General features: G+C 44.1%; 20 protein-coding genes. 1 reads left to right on the top strand and 19 read right to left on the bottom strand.

The window, feature by feature from the left end:
• Positions 1-396 precede the first annotated feature (396 nt).
• Both ACFSMW_RS09420 and ACFSMW_RS09415 read right to left on the bottom strand, forming a co-directional pair.
• Positions 397-798 (bottom strand): GNAT family N-acetyltransferase, encoded by a 402-nt coding sequence (locus ACFSMW_RS09420; protein WP_390355093.1) that lies wholly within the window; start codon positions 796-798, stop codon positions 397-399.
• Between the two features lie 83 nt (positions 799-881).
• Positions 882-1,502 (bottom strand): TetR/AcrR family transcriptional regulator, encoded by a 621-nt coding sequence (locus tag ACFSMW_RS09415; protein WP_390355092.1) that lies wholly within the window; start codon positions 1,500-1,502, stop codon positions 882-884.
• Between the two features lie 239 nt (positions 1,503-1,741).
• Here ACFSMW_RS09415 and ACFSMW_RS09410 point away from each other — a divergent pair, with 239 nt between their 5' ends.
• Positions 1,742-3,964 carry an MMPL family transporter gene (locus ACFSMW_RS09410; protein ID WP_390355090.1) on the top strand — a complete coding sequence of 741 codons (2,223 nt, stop codon included), beginning with the start codon at positions 1,742-1,744 and terminating at the stop codon, positions 3,962-3,964.
• Between the two features lie 64 nt (positions 3,965-4,028).
• Here the strand turns inward: ACFSMW_RS09410 and spoIIR are convergent, their stop codons facing one another.
• The 17 genes from spoIIR to ACFSMW_RS09325 all read right to left on the bottom strand — a co-directional run bounded on the left by spoIIR (position 4,029) and on the right by ACFSMW_RS09325 (position 21,229).
• Positions 4,029-4,628, bottom strand: a complete 600-nt coding sequence (gene spoIIR / locus ACFSMW_RS09405; protein ID WP_390355089.1) for a stage II sporulation protein R — start codon at positions 4,626-4,628, stop codon at positions 4,029-4,031.
• A 425-nt stretch (positions 4,629-5,053) separates the two neighbouring features.
• A complete protein-coding gene (locus ACFSMW_RS09400; RefSeq protein ID WP_390355087.1) occupies positions 5,054-5,269 on the bottom strand; it encodes a hypothetical protein in 216 nt (71 codons plus the stop codon).
• Positions 5,270-5,287: 18 nt separating this feature from the next.
• Positions 5,288-6,163, bottom strand: a complete 876-nt coding sequence (prmC, locus tag ACFSMW_RS09395) for a peptide chain release factor N(5)-glutamine methyltransferase (protein ID WP_390355085.1) — start codon at positions 6,161-6,163, stop codon at positions 5,288-5,290.
• A gap of 1 nt (position 6,164) precedes the next feature.
• Positions 6,165-7,235 carry a peptide chain release factor 1 gene (prfA, locus tag ACFSMW_RS09390; RefSeq protein WP_390355083.1) on the bottom strand — a complete coding sequence of 357 codons (1,071 nt, stop codon included), beginning with the start codon at positions 7,233-7,235 and terminating at the stop codon, positions 6,165-6,167.
• 123 nt (positions 7,236-7,358) lie between these two features.
• Positions 7,359-8,129, bottom strand: coding sequence for a GNAT family N-acetyltransferase (locus ACFSMW_RS09385; protein WP_390355081.1), 771 nt, complete (start codon positions 8,127-8,129; stop codon positions 7,359-7,361).
• A gap of 83 nt (positions 8,130-8,212) precedes the next feature.
• Positions 8,213-8,833 carry a thymidine kinase gene (locus ACFSMW_RS09380; RefSeq protein WP_390355079.1) on the bottom strand — a complete coding sequence of 207 codons (621 nt, stop codon included), beginning with the start codon at positions 8,831-8,833 and terminating at the stop codon, positions 8,213-8,215.
• A gap of 366 nt (positions 8,834-9,199) precedes the next feature.
• A complete protein-coding gene (locus ACFSMW_RS09375; protein ID WP_390355078.1) occupies positions 9,200-9,445 on the bottom strand; it encodes a type B 50S ribosomal protein L31 in 246 nt (81 codons plus the stop codon).
• 173 nt (positions 9,446-9,618) lie between these two features.
• Positions 9,619-10,896 (bottom strand): transcription termination factor Rho, encoded by a 1,278-nt coding sequence (gene rho / locus ACFSMW_RS09370; RefSeq protein WP_390355076.1) that lies wholly within the window; start codon positions 10,894-10,896, stop codon positions 9,619-9,621.
• Positions 10,897-11,879: 983 nt separating this feature from the next.
• Positions 11,880-12,851: a class II fructose-bisphosphatase gene (gene glpX, locus ACFSMW_RS09365; RefSeq protein WP_390355074.1), complete on the bottom strand. Its 972-nt coding sequence runs from the start codon at positions 12,849-12,851 to the stop codon at positions 11,880-11,882.
• 68 nt (positions 12,852-12,919) lie between these two features.
• Positions 12,920-14,212 carry a UDP-N-acetylglucosamine 1-carboxyvinyltransferase gene (locus tag ACFSMW_RS09360; RefSeq protein WP_390355072.1) on the bottom strand — a complete coding sequence of 431 codons (1,293 nt, stop codon included), beginning with the start codon at positions 14,210-14,212 and terminating at the stop codon, positions 12,920-12,922.
• 130 nt (positions 14,213-14,342) lie between these two features.
• On the bottom strand, positions 14,343-14,984 hold the full coding sequence (gene fsa / locus ACFSMW_RS09355) for a fructose-6-phosphate aldolase (RefSeq protein ID WP_390355070.1): 642 nt from the start codon (positions 14,982-14,984) through the stop codon (positions 14,343-14,345).
• 47 nt (positions 14,985-15,031) lie between these two features.
• Positions 15,032-15,895 carry a class II fructose-1,6-bisphosphate aldolase gene (gene fba, locus ACFSMW_RS09350; protein WP_390355068.1) on the bottom strand — a complete coding sequence of 288 codons (864 nt, stop codon included), beginning with the start codon at positions 15,893-15,895 and terminating at the stop codon, positions 15,032-15,034.
• Positions 15,896-16,191: 296 nt separating this feature from the next.
• A complete protein-coding gene (locus ACFSMW_RS09345; RefSeq protein WP_390355066.1) occupies positions 16,192-16,551 on the bottom strand; it encodes a response regulator in 360 nt (119 codons plus the stop codon).
• Between the two features lie 146 nt (positions 16,552-16,697).
• Positions 16,698-18,305 carry a CTP synthase gene (locus tag ACFSMW_RS09340; RefSeq protein ID WP_390355064.1) on the bottom strand — a complete coding sequence of 536 codons (1,608 nt, stop codon included), beginning with the start codon at positions 18,303-18,305 and terminating at the stop codon, positions 16,698-16,700.
• A gap of 338 nt (positions 18,306-18,643) precedes the next feature.
• Positions 18,644-19,174, bottom strand: a complete 531-nt coding sequence (rpoE, locus tag ACFSMW_RS09335; RefSeq protein ID WP_390355062.1) for a DNA-directed RNA polymerase subunit delta — start codon at positions 19,172-19,174, stop codon at positions 18,644-18,646.
• 261 nt (positions 19,175-19,435) lie between these two features.
• On the bottom strand, positions 19,436-20,056 hold the full coding sequence (locus tag ACFSMW_RS09330; protein ID WP_390355060.1) for a TetR/AcrR family transcriptional regulator: 621 nt from the start codon (positions 20,054-20,056) through the stop codon (positions 19,436-19,438).
• A 33-nt stretch (positions 20,057-20,089) separates the two neighbouring features.
• Positions 20,090-21,229 carry an acyl-CoA dehydrogenase gene (locus ACFSMW_RS09325; RefSeq protein WP_390355059.1) on the bottom strand — a complete coding sequence of 380 codons (1,140 nt, stop codon included), beginning with the start codon at positions 21,227-21,229 and terminating at the stop codon, positions 20,090-20,092.
• Between the last annotated feature and the right edge of the window lie 11 nt (positions 21,230-21,240).

Here is a 21,240-nt window from a genome sequence, read left to right as displayed (position 1 = left end):
CTTGTCCCTCTTTCCTCTATTATATTGTAGTGGAAAGAAAGTTGTTACGCAAAATAAAAAAGTTGCCCACAGAAAATGCCGGCAAAATAATAGAATCCACAGTTTTATCCACATTCGGGATGAAAATGTTTACAATATGAAATTACATGGTTTTAATTCATGTCAATTACACGGTTGAAAAAAGAATACTGCACAAGTTACTCACAAGTGTTTGTGGATAATGTGCATAAAGTCCTGTTTATACACAGATTATACGGAAATAACGCTTTCAGCTATGTATTTCCACACCACCGATGCTGAAAAACGTGGTGCAAAGTACCCGTTTTCCGCACAAAAATAGCCCGTATATACAACCTTTCAGGGTGCACATACGGTCTGTTTTATAAATGACCCATACTAGGAAACTTGATATGCCCACCATTTCCCTTTGTTTTCCTGTTGGCTTTCCAGCTGAATCCCATGCTGTTGTGGACAAAACTGTAAAGCGTCAAGTAAGATGTCCACAACCGGCTGGTGACTCTGAACATAGAGTTTCTCCGCTTGCTTTTCCTTGGCCATCTGGACAATCGTTTCTAATACTACTGGTAATTTACCGGCAGCATCTTTCGCGATATATAGTTGCTTCAGCCAGTAAATACCGTTTTCGACTGGCATCCAGATAAAACATCCCTTAATTACTTCATCTATCACGAGTACGTATCCATGCTGCAGTAAACTGGCTTTTTCCACTTTATCCGCTGTCTGCAGGAAAGTCTCCACTTGCTCCAACGGCATCCGATATGCTGCAATTATTTTCACTTTTTTCACCTCTGGGATAGAATGATAGTTTTGTTATCTATTCTATGCAAAAGAAAGGTAAATTATAACAGCGATTGGAAGATTCAAGATACCCCTTTGCAAAAGAAGCGGACAATCTGTTCAGCCGCTGCCTTCGGTGACTCATATATCAAATTTCCTTTGACATCACGTTTATTGCCTATTTTCAGGAGGGAGAGGAATGCCTGTGAACAAAAAGAAACTGAAAAATCATCCGCGATTTCACCACGTTCCTTGGCATATTGAAAAACAGCCGCTATTTCTTCTTCCAACAACCGGATTGCCAGGGACATTCGTTCCCAATCTTTCTCCAGCAGCACATTCTTCGCGGACTGAAGCAACGCATCAAGATCCAAGTGGAACGTAGCGGTGAGGTGGGATACCGTCACATCGAGCAGGTTTTCCTTCAAGCTTTTCCTTTGCGAAATCATCGCTCGGATGTTCATACGGATTCTCCCCATCATACAATCCATCGATTTCGCGTACAGCTCCGATTTATTGGCGAAATAATAATACACAGTTGCTTTGGTCACATCGGCAGCAGCCGCTATTTCATCCATTGAGATATCCTGGTAGGGCCTTTCCAAAAATAATTTGGCCGACACCTGCAGGATGACTTCATCTGTGGGGATGTGGTTGACCTGATATGGCGGTCTCCCAAGCGGCCGCTTTTGCTTATTGCCCATCTGCTTTCCCTCCGATTTTCCAACCACAAATATTTCAAATTTTAATGGATGCATATTTCATACCGTCTGTTGTGGCTTATATAAAAAACGCCGCTTCCAAACAGCAGTGTGCTTTTAAAGAACAACCTAAATTTATCATACATATTCCGTACACAGCAAACAAATCTTTGTAAATTAACTGTCCAGTATATATAATTATGATGGGTAATCAACAATTTAACAGAAAAGGAGTTTGCGAGATGAATAGAAAACACTGGGGTACCATTGTTTCCGGCGTGAAAACAAGGTGGGTGACAGTCGTCGTCTGGATTGTCATCGTAGCGGTGTTATCCATGGTTTGGCCGCAAATCAATTCCCGTGAAACGGATTCGAATCAATTGCTGCCAGATGATGTCATGTCGGTTCAGGCATCCAAAATTGCGAAGGTGCAATTTTCCAATGACGCTGGAACGCCATTACTGCTAGTCTGGTATCAAAAGAACGGGCTTTCCCAAACGGATTATGAACGGATTAAAAAGCTGTATCAAAGCCTCAGTGAAAATCCAGTGACCAAGCAATCATTTATACCGCCATTATACAAAGCCCCTGCACAGGCGCTTGCAACATCCGTGTCTGAAGATGGGAAAGCATTGACGACTCCCGTCTTTTTCGATAAAAATGCATCCACCAAGCAATTGCAAAAAGGTCTGGATGAGCTGGAGAAACAGTTGGATAAAGCATTTGGCTCAAAAGTTTCAGGCAATGCATTGGATAAAGACGGGCTTCATGTCAGATATAGCGGACCCGTTGGAATTCAGACTGACGCAGTTGCTTTATTCAGCAATGCAGATATAACACTGCTGCTTGCAACAATTGCTCTTGTGCTTATCTTGCTGATCATCTTGTACAGATCTCCGCTGCTTGCTATTGTCCCGCTCATCACGGTCGTTGTCGCATATGGCCTGATCAGTCCGCTGCTGGGAATATTGGCTGACAAGGGTTTGATTGAAGTGGATAGTCAGTCCGTTTCCATAATGACCGTTTTATTATTTGGCGCTGGAACAGATTACTGCCTGTTCCTGATTTCCAGATACCGCGATGAACTGCGGCATGAGCCTGATAAATATCGAGCGTTGGAAAAAGCTTTATCCAATACAGGCGGAGCCATCATGATGAGCTCGATGACAACTGTGCTCGGTCTGCTGACGCTGGGGCTGGCATATTACGCTTCTTATGATCGCTTTGCAGTACCATTCAGCATGTCGATTCTAATCATGGGTATTGCAGCGTTAACCATTCTTCCTTCCTTTTTGGCTATCCTTGGACGGATTGCTTTCTTTCCGTTCATTCCAAGAACGAATGAAATGATGGATAAGCTGGAGGCTAAAAAAGGCAAAAAGCTTAAACGGCCCAAGGATAGAAGTGCCTTTAGCAAAGCTTTAGGAAATGTAGTCACCCAAAGGCCATGGTATGTCATTATCGCATGTACCATCCTTCTAGGTGGGCTGGCATCTTTTGTACCAAAAATGAATTTCACATATGGGCTGCTTGACTCATTCCCGGAAGATATGCCATCACGTGAAGGTTTCACTATTATTTCTGACCACTACCCGCCTGGTGAAGTCGCTCCCTTGCAGGTGATTGTCGATACGCAAGACAAGAATGTATCACTCCAAAAAGATTTGCAGCGGCTGCAATATGTTGATACAGTCAGCAAACCCGTGAAAGGATCACAAAATGACCATTTTCAATCCTATGATGTCACTCTCTCGGTTGATCCCTATTCTCCGGAAGCAGTCGCGCACATCCCAGACGTACAAAAGACAGTAGAAAAGTCTTTGCAGCAGGCTGGCATCGCCAAAGCTGCTGATCATGTATGGTTAGGTGGAGAAACAGCCACATTATACGATACAGAACAAGTGACAAACCGTGATCAGTCTCTCATTGTACCAGTTGTTCTCGGGATTATCGGCCTGCTGTTACTGATTTATTTACGATCGATTGTAGCAATGATCTATTTGCTGGTCACTGTAGTCCTCTCTTACCTGTCAGCACTTGGGTTGGGATGGATTTTACTGCATCACGGGTTTGATGTGCCTGCCATCCAAGGTTTGATTCCATTGTATTCCTTCGTTTTCCTAGTCGCATTGGGGGAGGATTACAACATTTTCATGATTTCCAATATCTGGCGCAAGCGAAAAACGATGCCATTAAAGCAAGCCGTTTACGAAGGAGTAGGTGAAACCGGGAGTGTCATCAGTTCTGCCGGACTCATCCTGGCAGGGACATTTGCGGTACTGGCAGTACTGCCGTTGCAAGTACTTGTTCATTTCGGCACTGTCACAGCCATCGGCATTTTACTTGATACGTTCATTGTCCGACCGTTGTTGGTGCCATCCATCACGGTTGTGCTAGGACGATTCGCATTTTGGCCAGGCAAATTGTGGAAATCAAAAGATGAGAAAGTAAATGTGAATGAATAGAAAATTTATAATGACTAAAAATCCCGCTCTGCCAATTGGTGAGCGGGATTTGTTCATCATTCATTTAAAATAATTTTTCCAGCCATTCGAACAGGAAGAATTTGACGGTCATCTCTTCCTCCTCTTCAGGTTCATCTGTGCCTGCTTCGGCTACACTAATGCCATTGGAGAAATCAAGGAAACAAAGCGGCGGGAACAGTACACACCACCAATTAGCACCTTCGCCTTTTCCCAGTGTGATTAATATGGCTTCATATTCGCCCGCCGGATATACATAGGACCCATAAAGTTTAGTAGGGAAAGTCACATTCTTTCCGTACTTCACTGTATACTGACTGGCAGCATGAGCTTTTTGCAGGGTTTTATCTACAATCGATTCGATTTTTGGAAGGCGTTGTTGAATCAAATGCCTTGCCTTATCAATATCATCCAAATCCTTGACCCATTTGGAAACTTCCTTGTTTACCTCATCACGCACAAGTCGCTTTACGCTTTGATCTTTTTCATCATCACTATTTGCCAGGATTCGCAAGCGGATAGCTTCATCAGGAATGACCTGATACTCATCGTCGGCTCCAGCAGCTGACCGGTTACTATCAGGTTGTCCTGAAAAATAAAAATATATGATGAATAGGATAAGTGCAAAAAATATAATTTTCTTCATTCGTTCCCGCCCCTTTACTTATTGACTTATTTCAAGTATGGGCAGGGGAACTCACTTTTAAACTACCAATCTCGCAAAATATTGTTGCTTTTTTTCCAAGAGTTCTTTTTCATTAAAGTTGGTGGATCCTATCCAGCCATGAGAATGTAATTTTTGAATTCATTTACTTTTATCACCGTCCCCAAAATAATGAACCACGCTTGCAACGTGTTTCTTCGTAATTCAGTGGGTCACCTGGTTTATGAACCACTATCGCAATGCGATTCTTCCTATTTCGGTGGGTCATCACGCTCTTGAACCACTATCGCAACGCAGTTCTTCCTATTTCAGTGGGTCATCACGCTCATGAGCCACTGGCGCAAAGCAGTTCTTCCTAATTCAGTGGGTCATCACGCCTATGAACCACTATCGCAATGCGTTTCTTCCTATTTCGGTGGGTCATCACGCTCATGAGCCACTGGCGCAAAGCGTTTCTTCCTATTTCGATGGATCATCCGTCTATTCAGCTGTAGCAGTGCCTGCCAAACCGAGCTACATGCATAGCCGCACACAACAATAGCAATCAAGCATGACATCGTATTATCATAGCCACGAACGGCATGAACCAATCTGCCAGCAAGAACTGGCACAAAAGTATGCATATCTGTATAACTTCTCGCTTATTTTTTCACGAGGGCGCTGACCATCCGATCTTTGCCGTTCATGTCCTGTAAAACATCCGGTTCGCTCTCTGGGAAAGCATTTACAATTATTTCTTTAACGGCCTGTCCCTGTTGGTGGCCAATTTCGAACATGACTTTTCCTTGTTTTTCCAATACAGCCGGCAGCTGCCTGATGATTTCCCTATATGCAGCCAGACCGTCATCCTCTGCGAAAAGTGCCAGCGCTGGGTCGTAATCCTTGACTGTTTTAGAAAGGCTCTCTGCTTCCGACCAGGCGATATAAGGCGGATTGGAAACAATCAAATCAGCTTTAATGGCCTGATTTGCAATTGGTTCTAAAAAGTTTCCTTGTAAAAAAGTGATGTCAGCACCGTGCTGTTCAGCATTTTTTTTCGCCATCTCCAGCGCTGCGCCGGAGATATCTGTTGCAAAAACGGTCGTTTGCGGCAATTCCAGAGCCAGTGTAATGGCGATGATCCCACTTCCTGTTCCAACGTCTACAATCGTGCAGCTTGGGTGATGTGCGACTATTCCTTTTAGATAGGATATCGCATGATAGATGAGTTCTTCAGTTTCCTGGCGCGGTATGAGCACAGCTTCATTGACGGAAAACCTTCGTCCATAAAATTCTGTATAACCCATCAGATGCTGTACCGGGATACCTGTTTCTGCGTGCTGCCTCACAGCCCGTTCAAATTGCTGCATCACTTCCAATGGGACAGGATCTTGCATCCGAGCAAAAAGTTGTGCACGTGTTACCCCCAGATAATGTTGGAGCAGCATCTGAGCTGCATTTTCCTCACAATGATGTTCTTTTAAAAAAAAGGAAGCCCAATTCAGGACTTCATACTGTTTCTGGATGTTTTCCATCATTTCATTCTCCAATTTGTTCCAGTTTCTTTGTCTGTTCCTCCACAAGTAAAGCGTCGATCACTTCATCCAGCTTGCCTTCCAAAATCTGATCCAGTTTTTGGATGGTAAGACCGATACGGTGATCTGTCACACGATTCTGTGGAAAGTTGTATGTCCGAATCCGTTCGCTTCTGTCGCCGGTCCCAACAGCTGATTTTCGAGATTCGTCGTACTCTGCCTGTGCTTCCTGCTGAAATTTATCATAAATGCGGGCACGCAGTACCTTCATCGCTTTTTCCTTGTTTTTGATTTGTGATTTTTCATCTTGGCAAGACACCACGATGCCAGTTGGAATATGTGTCAGACGTACTGCCGACATAGTGGTATTGACACTTTGCCCGCCTGGTCCGCTGGATGCGAAAGTATCGACGCGGATATCTTTATCGTGGATTTCAACTTCCACTTCTTCCGTTTCAGGCAATACGGCAACCGTAGCTGTCGATGTGTGTATTCTGCCGCCAGATTCCGTTTCGGGAACGCGCTGCACCCGATGTGCTCCATTCTCATACTTCAATTTGGAATAAGCGCCGTGGCCATTGATCATAAAAATGATCTCTTTATAGCCGCCTACCCCCGTTGTATGCGATTCGATAACCTCTGTTTTCCAGCCCTGATTTTCAGCATAGCGGGAATACATGCGGTACAAATCCCCTGCGAACAAAGCAGCTTCATCCCCGCCCGCGGCACCGCGAATTTCAAAAATAACGTTCTTGTCATCATTCGGATCTTTTGGCAGGAGTAAAATCTTCATTTTTTCTTCGTATTCCTCTTTTTGGCTGCTCAAATCCGATATTTCAGTCTTCACCATTTCTTGCATATCACTGTCCAGCTCATCTTCCATCATTTCCTTGGCATCTTTCAGCTGCTGGCTAATATCTTTATAGGCACGATAGGCCGTGACGACATCTTGTAAGTCAGACTGTTCTTTTGAGTATTCGCGAAGTTTTTTCGTATCATTAATAATTTCAGGGTCACTTAATAGTTCATTCAATTTATTATAACGGTCTTCCAAAGATTGCAAACGGTCGAGCATCACGTTTCACCTCACTAAATTAACAGTATCATTATATTATACTCCCGAAGGCAGGTCAAAGTTTGCTCGTATGTAACGAAAAAGCAGCTGAACCTGGGTAGAATGCCCCACCTTCAATCGATGTTATTTCCAATATATTTCATAGGCATCATAGGCACCCGCCGGAACATAGCCAAGTTTCTGCGCCAGTGCTGCTGATGCAGGGTTGGCGGCATCCCAGCTTGGGTAAATCCCTTGTTCCAAGCAGTCCAGTATCAATGATGCTGCCGCAACAGCTGCGAGCCCTTTACGGCGGTAGTCACGCGCTGTGCCTATTTCAATCTCAATTCCCCCATTATAAATACTGTAGGAGGAAGCTGCACATACTACCTCACCTTGATGCATGATGCAATGACCGATACCTCTCTTGCAATAGTCTTCCAGCGACTCAAATTGGCCTGTAAAGTCAGGAGAAATAAGTTGCAGTGACGGCATTGCAGCAATTTTTCCGTCTATTTTCCTCCGTTCAAAATCTTTGGGGAGCTTCCGCAGCAGCCGCCGCAAGTGTAGTGGAGCCAGATCAGCAGCATTTTTTCTAAAAGCGTAGCGCTGAATTTTTTGCATATTATCCTGATGAACTTCCTCTATCCGTTTAGCCCAAGCTGCATTCGCAGGAATCACAAGACATTGAGCCGGTAAATGTTGTACTAATGCTATCGCCGCATCAGATTCAGTATCCCCCGCATAGAAAACAAAATCCCCTACAATGATTTGCGCAGCACCCGGATGGCCCATATGATCGACCCATGCCTGCCCCATATGGCCTTGCAAACAGGATAAAATACAGGTATCTTTCATGTCAGCAAATAAAGGAAACAATTTTTCCTTTACGGTGGCATCAGCTTGATAAATCATATACATCGCCTCCTAAAAAAAACCGGCATCACATGTGATACCGGGGAGTATGCTGGACGTCTTATAAACGAACAGGCATTGAGTCAATCTACTTTATTAAGCAAATCAGGTTTTTGTTTGCTTTCCGGTTTATTTGGCACTTCATGATGGTGACGGCAACGCGGTTCATAAGACTCTGAAGCGCCAACCAGGATGACGGGATCATCATAAGAAGCGGGCTTGCCATCAATCAAGCGCTGGGTACGGCATGCCACAGCACCGCAGATTGGACAAATCGCATTCAGCTTCGTTACTGTTTCTGCAAGGGCCATCAACTTTGGCATCGGATTGAATGGTTCCCCGCGAAAATCTGTATCCAATCCAGCAGCAATGACGCGAATACCCCTGTCTGCCAATTCTGTGATAACATCGACAATTTGTTCATCAAAAAACTGTACTTCATCTATTCCGACAATATCGGGTTTGTCCGTAACCAGGTCAAGGATCTCGGCTGAAAGACGGATCGGGTAAGCAGTAACAGATGTCCCGTTATGCGAAACGACTAATTCCTCCGCATATCGGTTATCAATCGACGGTTTGAACACTTTAACAGCTAAATTTCCATAAGCTGCCCGGCGGATGCGTCGGATCAATTCCTCCGATTTACCAGAAAACATGCTCCCGCAAATTACTTCCACCCAGCCATGCTGATGCATATCAAACATAAGGAAGTATCTCCCTTCGAAATTATTCAGTATGTAGCGTCAGGTAATGCTAAAAAGGAATATTCCATGATTCTTTATTAAAACGAAAACATTCAAGTCATTACGTTATGGGAAAACACGACCATATTTTATTCCTTTCATGTATAACATCACGAAAAGCATACGTTTTTTAGTTTACCACAAATGAGGCTGGAATCACCCTTAAAAAGAAATGACTTGCAAAATATTTTTTTACAATCATCCGCCACTCTTTAGCAAACTCATGATACACCACTGACTCTACGAAAACGTGCAAAAATCCAAATTCAGACCATGAAAAAAATGTACGCAAACAGCGGTGCATGCGTACATTTTCTCTTTGAAGCATTATTTCATATTATATTTTTTCTTGAAGCGATCAACACGTCCGCCAACTTTGTCAGCTTTCTGTTTACCAGTGTAGAACGGATGTGAATCCGAACTGATTTCAACACGGATCAATGGGTACGTATTGCCATCTTCCCATTCGATTGTTTCATCAGAGTACTTTGTTGATCCACTCAAAAATTTAAAATCTGAGCTTGTATCAAGAAATACTACTTTCCTGTATTCAGGATGAATTCCTTGTTTCATGTCTTTCCACTCCTTATTGCCCTGAATCCTTTGGAAACAGAGTTAGTTGAAGAGCCGTCCATAGGTCCAACCTATCTAAACTCACGTAAAGATTATAACAGTGAAGCCTTCTGATTGCAATAGCAAGAAGTCAAAACATGTTGAAAATCCTCATTAAACCATCGGATGTTGGTTTACCGTTTGATCCCACGGCGACGCATTTCTTCGCCCATACTTTTCAGAAATTCCTCATTGGTCTCAGTTGCCTTCATTTTACGCAAGAATCGTTCAAGGAAATCGTTCGAATCCTGCATGGTTTTGCGAATAGCCCACATCTTATCCAGCTGGCTCTTATCAACAAGCAACTCCTCTTTCCGAGTGCCTGAACGCAAAATATCGATAGCAGGGAAAATCCTTCTTTCAGATAAGTTCCTGTCTAAATGCAGCTCCATATTGCCAGTCCCTTTGAATTCTTCATAGATGACGTCGTCCATGCGGGATCCGGTGTCCACTAATGCCGTTGCCAATATGGTGAAACTGCCGCCCTCTTCAATATTCCTTGCGGCACCGAAGAATCGTTTCGGGCGATGGAAGGCAGCTGGATCAATTCCGCCAGACAGTGTACGTCCACTTGGCGGAATAACGAGGTTGTATGCGCGTGCCAACCTTGTGATGCTATCCATTAACACGATGACATCCCGTTTATGTTCAACAAGCCGCATCGCACGCTCCAAAACAAGCTCAGACACTTTAATATGGCTCTCCGGCAGTTCATCGAATGTAGAACTGACAACATCGACATCCGGATGTACACTGCGCTCAATGTCAGTCACTTCCTCCGGACGCTCATCGACAAGCAGAATGATCAGCTTGGCATCAGGATGATTGACAGAAATGCTATTGGCTATTTCTTTCAGCAGCATTGTTTTACCAGCTTTTGGAGGAGCGACAATCAAACCGCGCTGCCCAAAGCCTACCGGCGTCATCAAGTCCATGATTCTGGTGGAGAGCTTGTTTGTTTTCGTTTCCAGCTTCATCAGCCTGTCCGGATAAAGCGCGGTCAAAGCTGGAAAATGCACCCGCTCTTTCGATGAATCAGGATCTTCGTCATTGACAGCGTCTACATGAAGCAGCCCGTAATAACGTTCATTTTCCTTTGGAGGACGCACTTTACCGGAAACCTTATCCCCATTACGCAAATCGAATCTGCGGATTTGTGAGGCGGAAATGTAAATATCTTCCGCACTTGGAGAGTAATTAATTGGCCGCAAAAATCCAAAGCCCTCAGAGGGAATGATTTCCAAAATGCCATCCATGAATAAAAACCCGTCTTTTTCTGCCTGTGCTTTCAAAATAGCGAATATCAATTCACGTTTTGTCAATTTGGAATAATACGAAATCTTGTACTCCCGGGCTAATTCATAAATTTCTTTCAAAGTTGATTCACCCAATTGTGAAATTGTCAAAGACACCCATATCACCACGCCTATTTATTTTCAATTGTTCGTTATATTCATTTGTCCATGTAAAAAAATTCCGTGTACTTCTATGATGTAAAATAATTTTAGATGATTTCATTTGGTAGTTTAGCATGGAATATTTGAAGAAGGTAGTAGAAGTCAGAATAGAAGTTTTTTTACGAGCACAAGTTGAATCCTAAAAATCGATCAGTATGATGTTCATAGTCATATATTTACCAATTACGGGACACGCTAAACCTTTTCATTTGAAAAACAGACCCGTTAGTCATCAGCTGATTAGAACAATTCTTCTTGAACATCTTCCATATTACTTCTTTACAATGAAATATTCAATACTTTTTCTATTATTTCTGCTGTTCCCCTATCATGTAGAAAAGAGGGTGAGACAAAACCCCAGGAAATGTAAAATGTTGAGCGGTACCATCTTGACATGGAACCGCCCAACTTTTTTTATCTAGCTTAGCAATTTCGTTGATTTGCACGCCAGGCGCCCCGACAAGGGGTGTGCATCCTTGGCCGCAAAGGCCGTGTGTAGCTTGCCTTCTCTCATGTACTTTCTAAGAAAATCACTTCCTGCGGGGGGCTTCAGACTCGTGCTGGGACTGCGGTTACGCGTCCCATCGAAAACCATTGTTCCCGCAGGACAAGGAACGCTTCGGCAGCATTCACATTGCACGCAAGAAAAGCGAATTTCTTTTTCAAGGAGTCAGCCGCCTTTCGCTCCCAATCAACTAGATGTGAAATGGAACCTTACAGCTTTTTTAGCTGTTTTTAGCTAGTTCTGTCCCACCCTCTTTTCGTTTTCAGCAAAAATAGAAAAGTATCCGTCCCTGATTCTGTTAAACTTGCATGACCATCACAGTGATGACACCAATGTGTACTTCTCAGAGCAAATCGTAAGTCCCAGATAAAAAGTGATGTTGCATCATACTCCATCTGCTTCGCTTGTAACAACGCTTTACGCTTTTCTATCCTTATTCGGGCTGCATCACTAAATCCGGTTTCTTCGTCAGGCTATGCTGCCCATCGATAAAACGGACTGTACCGCTTTTAGCACGCATGACCACTGTTTGCGTCGTCGCTTTGCTGCCTTTAAACTGGACGCCTTTCAGCAATTCGCCATCTGTTACACCTGTAGCCGCAAAAATGGCATCATCTCCGCCACAGAAGTCGTCCATATAAAACACCTTGTTTAAATCTGTAATTCCCATGTTATGGCAGCGTTGCTGTTCTTCCGCATTCGACGGAATAAGCTGTCCTTGAATTTCTCCCCCCAGACATTTCAAAGCGACAGCGGCCAATACGCCTTCTGGCGCCCCGCCAGTACCAAATAGAATATCGACACCGGTATAGTCGAAGGCTGTATTGATTGCAGCTGCCACATCACCATCGGAAATCAGCTTGATACGTGCCCCGGCATCGCGAATTTCCTGGATCAAAGGCTGGTGACGCTCACGGTCAAGCACAATAGCGACAACATCCTCTATCGCTTTTCCTTTCGCTTTGGCAACAGCCTCCAAGTTTTCCTTCGTCGATTTACTAATATCGACTTTTCCGACTGCCTCCGGTCCGACAGCAATTTTTTTCATGTACATGTCGGGAGCATGCAACAGCTTTGTACGGTCGGCAATGGCAATTACGGTCAATGCATTCCACGTTCCCTGTGCAACAATGTTCGTTCCCTCCAGGGGATCTACCGCTACATCAACAAGCGGTCCGGAGCCGGTGCCAAGTTCTTCACCTATGTACAGCATCGGCGCCTCATCCATTTCCCCTTCCCCAATGACTACTGTTCCCTGCATCGGAATCGTGTCAAACACTTTACGCATAGCAGAGGTTGCTGCATCATCCGCTTCGTCTTTTTTACCTCTGCCCATCCATCGTGCTGATGATAATGCAGCTGCCTCAGTTACTCGTACCAATTCCATTGATAAACTTCTTTCCATATTTTTTCCTCTCCCTTTATATGTGTTCTGCCCTCATCCCAAGAAAGCATTTACTATGAAAGGAAAAATCAGGAATTCTGATGCTGAGAAATTTCTTGTGGTGTCATTTCTTCACGCCATACGTTGGCGCCAAGGCTGGTCAATTTATCAGTAATATCCTCATACCCACGGTCGATGTGGTCCAGACCGGTGATTTCTGTTATCCCATCAGCCATTAATCCCGCAACGACGAGAGCCGCACCAGCGCGAAGATCACTCGCCTTGACACGTGCTCCCTGCAGTCTCACTGGTCCAGAAACTATCGCTGAAGAACCTTCTATTTTGATATTGCCATTCATACGGCGCAGCTCATCGATATGCTTCAGCCTCGCAGAGTAGATCGTGTCTGTGATGACACCTGTTCCAGCCGCCCTTGTCAGTAATGATGTGAGCGGCTGCTGCAAGTCTGTCGGAAATCCAGGGTAGACAAGTGTTTTGATATCCACACTACGCAGTTGTTTACCGGGGGCGATAAGCAGCTGCTCATCCCCGGCCTCGATGGTCACGCCCATTTCACGCAATTTAGCTAAAAGGGATTCCAGGTGCTGCGGAATAACGTTGTCAATAATGACCTCTTCCCCCGCAGCTGCCGCAGCAATCGCATAGGTTCCTGCTTCAATCCGGTCAGGAATGATCGTATGACGGCAGCCATGCAATGATTCTACGCCTTCAATTCGGATGACGTCCGTCCCTACACCTTTGATATTTGCTCCCATGCTTGTCAGCAGTGTAGCCACATCGATAATTTCCGGTTCCTTTGCAGCATTTTCAATGACCGTCTTGCCTTTCGCTTTGACAGCAGCAAGCATGATGTTGATTGTCGCACCAACGCTGACCACATCCAAATAGATGCGGGCGCCGCGCAGTTCTTTGGCTCTGAGATAGATAGCTCCCTGTTCATTGGTAACCTCAGCCCCCAATGCCTCAAAACCTTTGATATGCTGATCGATCGGACGCGGTCCAAGATAACAGCCCCCTGGAAGGCCGATAACAGCCTGGTTGAACTTGCCTAGCATTGCACCCATGAAATAATAAGAGGCTCGCAGTTTCTTCACCTTGCCATTTGGCAGCGGCATGGAAATCATCTTTTCCGGATGGATATGGATAGCGTGATTTCCGGGTTCAAGCTCAACTGATCCGCCAATCTCTTCAAGAAGCGCTGCAAGTGTGTGAACATCGGAAATGCCTGGAAGTCCTTCTAGTATCACTTCTGAATCTGCCAATATTGCTGCAGGAAGCAGCGCAACCGCACTGTTTTTGGCACCGCCGATACGCACTTTCCCGTTCAAGACGTGACCGCCTTCGACTAACATTTTCTGCATGTATTAAACCCCGCTTTTATCTTGTTTGGCGAGCTGACTCGCATAAGAGTAACCTACTTCAATAAGTATAACCTGACATTGGGGATGCAAGACCCCCAGAATAGATGTTTTAGATCTTTGTCCACGGAATTTACTTTTGTTGATTCCAGTCAGAAAGAAACTTTTCAATCCCTTGATCAGTCAATGGGTGCTTGACAAGCTGCTGCAAGACTTTAAATGGAATGGTAGCGATATGTGCCCCGTTCAGTGCAGCCTCCGTGACATGCATCGGATGCCTGATGGAAGCCGCAATGATTTCAGTTTTGATGTCATGACGATCAAAAATTTCTGCAATCGTGGCCACCAGGTCCATGCCATTTTGGCCAATATCATCCAGACGGCCTAAAAATGGAGACACATATGTCGCTCCTGCGCGGGCAGCCAATAACGCTTGGTTGGCATTGAAAACCAATGTAACATTCGTTTTAATGTTCAAGTCGCTGAAGGCCTTCACGGCTTTCAAACCTTCCAAAGTCATCGGCACCTTTACAGTAATGTTAGGTGCAATTGCAGCTAGTTCTTTCCCTTCGGAAATCATACCCTCCGCATCTTCAGAAATTACCTCTGCACTGACAGAGCCAGAAACCTCCGCAGTAATTTCACGAAGACGATCGTGAAATGAAACTCCCTCTTTCGCCACCAGGCTGGGATTTGTTGTAACACCAGCTAATAGCCCCAGTTTGTTCGCTTCTTTGATTTCTTTGATATTTGCTGTATCTACGAAAAATTTCATCTTTTTCTCCATCCCTTCGTTTTTTATATTACCCCTGTATAACTGAATCAAGCTTGCTGGGAAGAACCGAATTCACGCATCTTTCCAATAACTGTTTCTTTAATAGCCTCACGGCTGGGACCCAGATATTTGCGTGGATCATACAAATCAGGTTTCTCAGCTAGCACTTTTCGAATTTTATTGGCTTGCGCAATTTGGTTTTCCGTATTGACATTGATTTTTGCAGTACCTAGCTGAATGGCATGTTTGATATCTTTTTCAGGAATGCCTGTACCGCCATGCAGCACCAGCGGAATACCAGTCAGATTCATGACTTCTTCCATCCGGTCGAAACCGAGATTCGGTTCACCCTTATACGGGCCATGGACTGAGCCAAGCGCAGGAGCAAAGCAATCAACATTTGTTTCTTTTACAAGTCTATCGCATTCAGAAGGAATTGCATAGTTCGCATCTGCTTCATCCACTTTGATATCGTCTTCCTGCCCGCCAACTCGTCCAAGCTCTGCTTCCACGGAAACACCATTGATATGAGCCAGCTCAACGACCTTTTTAGTCATTGCGATATTGTCATCCAACGGCAGTGCGGATGCATCGATCATGACAGAAGTAAACCCGGCATGTATCGCCTTCGCACATTGTTCGAAACTTGAACCATGATCCAAATGAATAGCCACTGGCACACTTATGTTATATTCTTCCATCAGTGCTTTGACCATAGCAGTTACAACTTTGTAACCACCCATATATTTGCCTGCCCCTTCAGATACACCTAAAATGACTGGTGATTTTTCCTCTTCGGCGGCTAAAAGCACAGCTTGTGCATATTCAAGATTGTTTAAATTGAATTGCCCTACTGCATAATGGTTTTCTTTTGCTTTTTGCAGCATTTCTTTCATTGAAACTAGTGGCATGGGATTTTTTCCTCCTTTGGATCAGCAGCTTATCTCCACATGTATAGAATACCAACAAGAGCGTCAACTGGCAACAATGTAAAAACGCAGAATCAACTCCAATATTTTTGAACTATCCTATTTTTTTCATACCATTAGCTTATGCAGCTCAATTGAGCCAATACAAAATTCTTCATCTATGTTTTTGGGATCTTCCATTTCCAGGGGTGGGGGAAATGTTTAAGAATTGCTGGCGGCTGGGTGTCGCCTTGCTCTGCGCCAAGAGCAAGGCGGAAATAATGTGTTGAAAGCAGGTGTTATTTCAGTATTTCTTCTACTTTCTTTAAAACGTCTTCAATATCAAAGGGTTTTGCCAATACATGTTTGATGTTTTTTATCGATTTCTCTTCTGTAGAGACGGTTTCAACCATACCTGTCATTAAAATGACTGGTATGGTTGGGCAAGAATGTGCCATCTCCTTAATGACCTCCATACCATTCTGTATCGGCAATTTATAATCGATCAGCAGCAAGTCGACATTGGTCTGCAGCAGTTTTTCCAAGGCTTTTGGACCAGTATCAGCAGAATCGACCTGGTATCCGGCGTTTTTGAATACTTCTTCTAGCAGAAGCCTGATACCATACTCATCATCAACAATTAAAATACTAGCTTTCACCGATTCATTCCCCCTTCACTATTAGTAATTCGATAGTCATCCAGTAAATTCCTTCTTATGAATCCAATTTCGAAACTATTCAGGCTGTCAAAGCTGCAAAAAACCGCGAGCAGCACATGCTGTCCGCGGTTTTTGAATAAGCCAGGTTATTTTGCTGCTTTTTCCGATGCCGCACCAATGAATCCCGAAAATAAAGGATGTGCATTTGTCGGGCGTGACTTAAACTCAGGATGGTACTGGCAGGCAACAAACCATGGATGATCCTGCAACTCGATTGTTTCGATTAAGCGGCCATCTGGGCTTGTACCGGAAAAGACAAATCCCTTCTCTTCCATTTGCTCACGATAATCATTGTTGAATTCATAACGATGGCGGTGGCGTTCTTCAATCATATCGGCCTGCTCATAAGCAGCCTTTATTTTCGTGCCATCCACTAACTTGCAAGGATATTTGCCCAGACGCAATGTTCCGCCCAAATCACTCAAGTGTTTCTGTTCAGGCAACAAATCGATAATCGGATTCGGTGTCTTCGGATCAATCTCGGCGGAATGTGCCTCTTTCAGCCCAAGCACATTTCTCGCAAATTCAACTGTAGCCAGCTGCATACCTAAGCAGATTCCAAGGAAAGGAATTTGATTGACCCGGGCGTAATGGATTGCCGCAATTTTCCCCTCGATACCACGGTTTCCGAATCCGCCAGGAACAATGATGCCATCTACATGGGAAAGCTCCTGCTCGATCGTTTCCTTGTCCAGGTCTTCAGAGTTGATCCAATGAACATTGATTTCAGCATCGTAAGCATATCCAGCGTGTTTCATTGCTTCAACAACAGACAAATATGCATCTGGCAGTTCTACATATTTACCTACCAAACCAATATCGATTTTTTTCGTCAACCCTTGTACTTTTTCAACGAGTTTTTTCCATTCACCCATATCCGCAGTTTGGCAGGACAGTCCAAGATGATCACATACTAGCTGATCGAGATGCTGCTCCTGCAAAGCAATTGGGATTTGATACAGGACAGAAGCATCACGCATCTCAATCACAGCATGCTCGTTGATGTCACAAAATAGTGCGATCTTCTCTTTCATTTCCTTGCTGATTGCCATTTCTGTTCTAAGGACAATGGCGTCTGGCTGGATTCCAAGGGAACGCAATTCTTTTACACTATGTTGGGTCGGTTTTGTTTTCAATTCCCCAGCCGCCCTAATGTAAGGCACCAATGTACAATGGACATACATCACATGATCCCTGCCGATGTCGCTCTTTATCTGGCGTATTGCTTCCAGGAACGGCAATGATTCGATATCGCCGACTGTTCCCCCGATTTCAGTGATGACTACATCAGCACCGGTTGCTTCCCCGGCACGAACTACTTGTTCTTTGATTTCATTTGTGATATGCGGAATAACCTGTACGGTTGCGCCCAAATAATCGCCACGGCGTTCTTTCTTAATCACACTGGAATAAACCTTTCCAGTCGTGATATTACTGTATTTATTCAGGTTGATATCAATGAATCGTTCATAATGACCCAGGTCCAAGTCAGTTTCAGCACCATCTTCAGTCACAAAGACCTCTCCATGCTGGTATGGGCTCATCGTTCCCGGATCCACATTGATATATGGATCGAATTTCTGGATAGTCACTTTCAAACCACGGTTTTTCAACAATCTGCCCAATGAGGCTGCTGTAATCCCTTTGCCTAGCGATGAAACAACACCGCCTGTTACAAAAATATACTTGGTCACATTTATTCCTTCTTTCTATTCCTGATTCATATGATTAAAACGTTCTACACTGTTTAGGCTTATTTTGCCGCAAACATGTTTTCGAATACAAAAAGCGTACAATCGGCAGCGACTGTAACTTTTTAAATACCAGAATAGGATGCATCGATTTTCCAGCCCAGAAAATAAGAAAAGCGCATCCCCGATTTGCCAGGGGATGCGCTTGGATTTCCAAATTTAAAGAGCCCAATAAAGATTGTACTCATTTGATGTAAAAAAGTCAAGCAGTTATTAAGAAGTATCGGGATGTTGAACCAGCATTTCCGGAAAACAAACCCGCTATCATGAAAGAGAATGTCCTACTTGTTCTCCTCTTCTTCTTCGTCGTCCAAATCGTCTTCATCTTCTTCAAAGTCATCGTAATCTTCTTCATCCAAGTCTTCTTCATCAAGCTCATCATAGTCATTCTCAAATGCATCTGCATCTTCTTCGCGAGGATCATAATCTTCTTTCATATTTTCATCAACCACGATTTCTTCCATATCCAACTCATCATCCAGTTTTTTCTTTTTCGCTGGTGATTTCTTCTTCGTCTTTTTCTTCTTCGGTTCAGCAGTGATATCCTCATCAATTTGCTCTACCGGATACCAACGCTTCAGCCCCCACATATTCGAACCAAGTGTCAGGAATTGGCCATCAACGTTCAAATCTGTATAAAATTGAACCAATGCCTCCTCTTTTCCTTCTCCAGTAAACCCTTTGATGTCAGCAACTTTTTCATAGATATCGTGAAAATCCATCGCCTTTTTTTCTTCCGTTAATATCATGGTTGCCAAATCGATCATCGCTTTATTCTGCAGCTCATCCTTGTTCATGCTCTTCAAACTCATGTTTCGCACTCCCTTTGATATATTCGTACATATGAAAAATCATTGCCTGCCTTGTGCGGGCATGATGGCACTTACCATTTATTCCACATAAATCCTATCATACATTATAAACAAATTATAGTGAAATATGCCAGAAAAAAAGCTGATTCTCTTCGTAGTTTCAGCTAAAACAGATTGCTGTTCCTGCCCATGTATCCCTCATTTATCATATAAGCGCAATGGCATCCTTTCCAAAAAGATGCCATTGCGAAGTAAATTTTATTATATTGGAGAAACTTGCAATACGCGTAAGAGATAGGAAGTCTGCCGATCCACATATTCATTCAATGTGCATTGTTTCTGCAGGATCCATCTTCTGAAGCCCCACATCTGCCCTTGCACGAAAATATTATTGGCTAAAAGTTCAGCATCTGTCATTGATAGATTCTCCGGCAAACAATCCATGATGACATTTTTCAGCATATCGACCATATCCCGCTCTTTTTGCAGTACGTAATCCTGAGAATCTTTCTGCAACGATTTCACTTCCTGATACATGATCAATACTTCCTCTTGCATATCGTTCATGATGTCAAAGTATGCCTTAACTACTCTTATCAAGTTTTCAACCGGTGCATGCTGCAGATCAATTGCCTCTTCCAGCTTGCTTCGCACCTGATTGTAAATCGCATCTACTACAAAAAACAGCACATCTTCCTTCTGGCGGATATATTCATATAACGTACCGATGCTGAAACCGGATTCTTTAGCGATTTCTCTTGTTGTTGTTTTATGAAAACCTTTTTCTTTAAAAAGCTTCATAGCCCCTTTAATCATCTGGCTGCGCCGCTTTTCTACCAGCTCTCTATCCTTTACCACAGACAACCGCTCATGACCCGGCATGAAATACCTCCTTTTCGGGGGACAGCGCCCCGTTTATTTTGTCAGCATTCGTCCGATGACGAGACGTTGGATTTCATTAGTGCCTTCATAAATTTGAGTGATTTTGGCATCACGCATATATCTTTCCACGGGGTAGTCCTTCGTATAGCCGTACCCCCCGAATACCTGAACTGCTTCGGTCGTAACACGCATTGCTGCATCTGATGCAAATAGTTTGGACATGGCCGATGCTTTTCCATACGGCTCTCCCTCACTCTCCAGCCATGCTGCCTGATAGGTAAGCAGGCGGGAGGCCTCTACAGCTGTTGCCATATCAGCCAGCTTGAAGGAAATCCCTTGATGATGGGATATCGGCCTGCCAAACTGTTCCCGTTCTTTCGCATAGACGACAGCTGCATCTAAAGCGCCCTGAGCAATACCGACTGCCTGGGCAGCTATACCGTTTCGTCCGCCATCAAGTGTTGTCATAGCGATTTTGAACCCTTCCCCTTCTGCCCCAAGTATGTTCTGCACTGGGACCCGGCAATTTTCAAAAATGAGTTCCGTTGTCGGGGAAGAACGAATGCCCAATTTCTTTTCTTTTTTCCCAAAAGTGAAACCTTCCATACCCTTTTCGACGATAAATGCACTGATCCCTTTGTGTCCTGCAGGGGGATCCGTCTTGGCAAAAACGATATACACATCTGCCGCTCCGCCATTAGTGATCCACACTTTGCTCCCATTTATCACATAATGATCACCGTCTCTTTTGGCAGTGGTTTTCATCGAGGCAACATCGCTTCCCGCACCGGCTTCAGATAAGGCGTATGCACCTAACGCTTCTCCCGTTGCAAGACGATATAGAAATATTTTTTTCTGTTCTTCACTGCCGTATTTGTAGATTGGCCAGCTGGCAAGTGATACATGCGCAGACAATGTCACCCCGGTAGAAGCGCACACACGGGACAGTTCCTCCACTGCGATCACATAACTGACAAAGTCTGACCCGATTCCGCCAAACTTCTCCGGCCAGGGGATGCCAGTCAGACCCAGTTCAGCCAGTTTATCAAAAATACCACGGTCAAAACGTTCGTTTTCATCACGCGCAGCAGCGGAAGGCTCCACCTCCTTTTTCGCAAAATCCCGGATCATTTTTCGCAGCATCTCTTGTTCTTCTGTCAATTGAAAATCCATTTTTCTCCCCC

This window comes from Tigheibacillus halophilus (genome assembly GCF_042683165.1).
Lineage (GTDB): Bacteria > Bacillota > Bacilli > Bacillales > Amphibacillaceae > Tigheibacillus > Tigheibacillus halophilus.
This window is presented reverse-complemented; position numbering and strand designations above follow the sequence as displayed.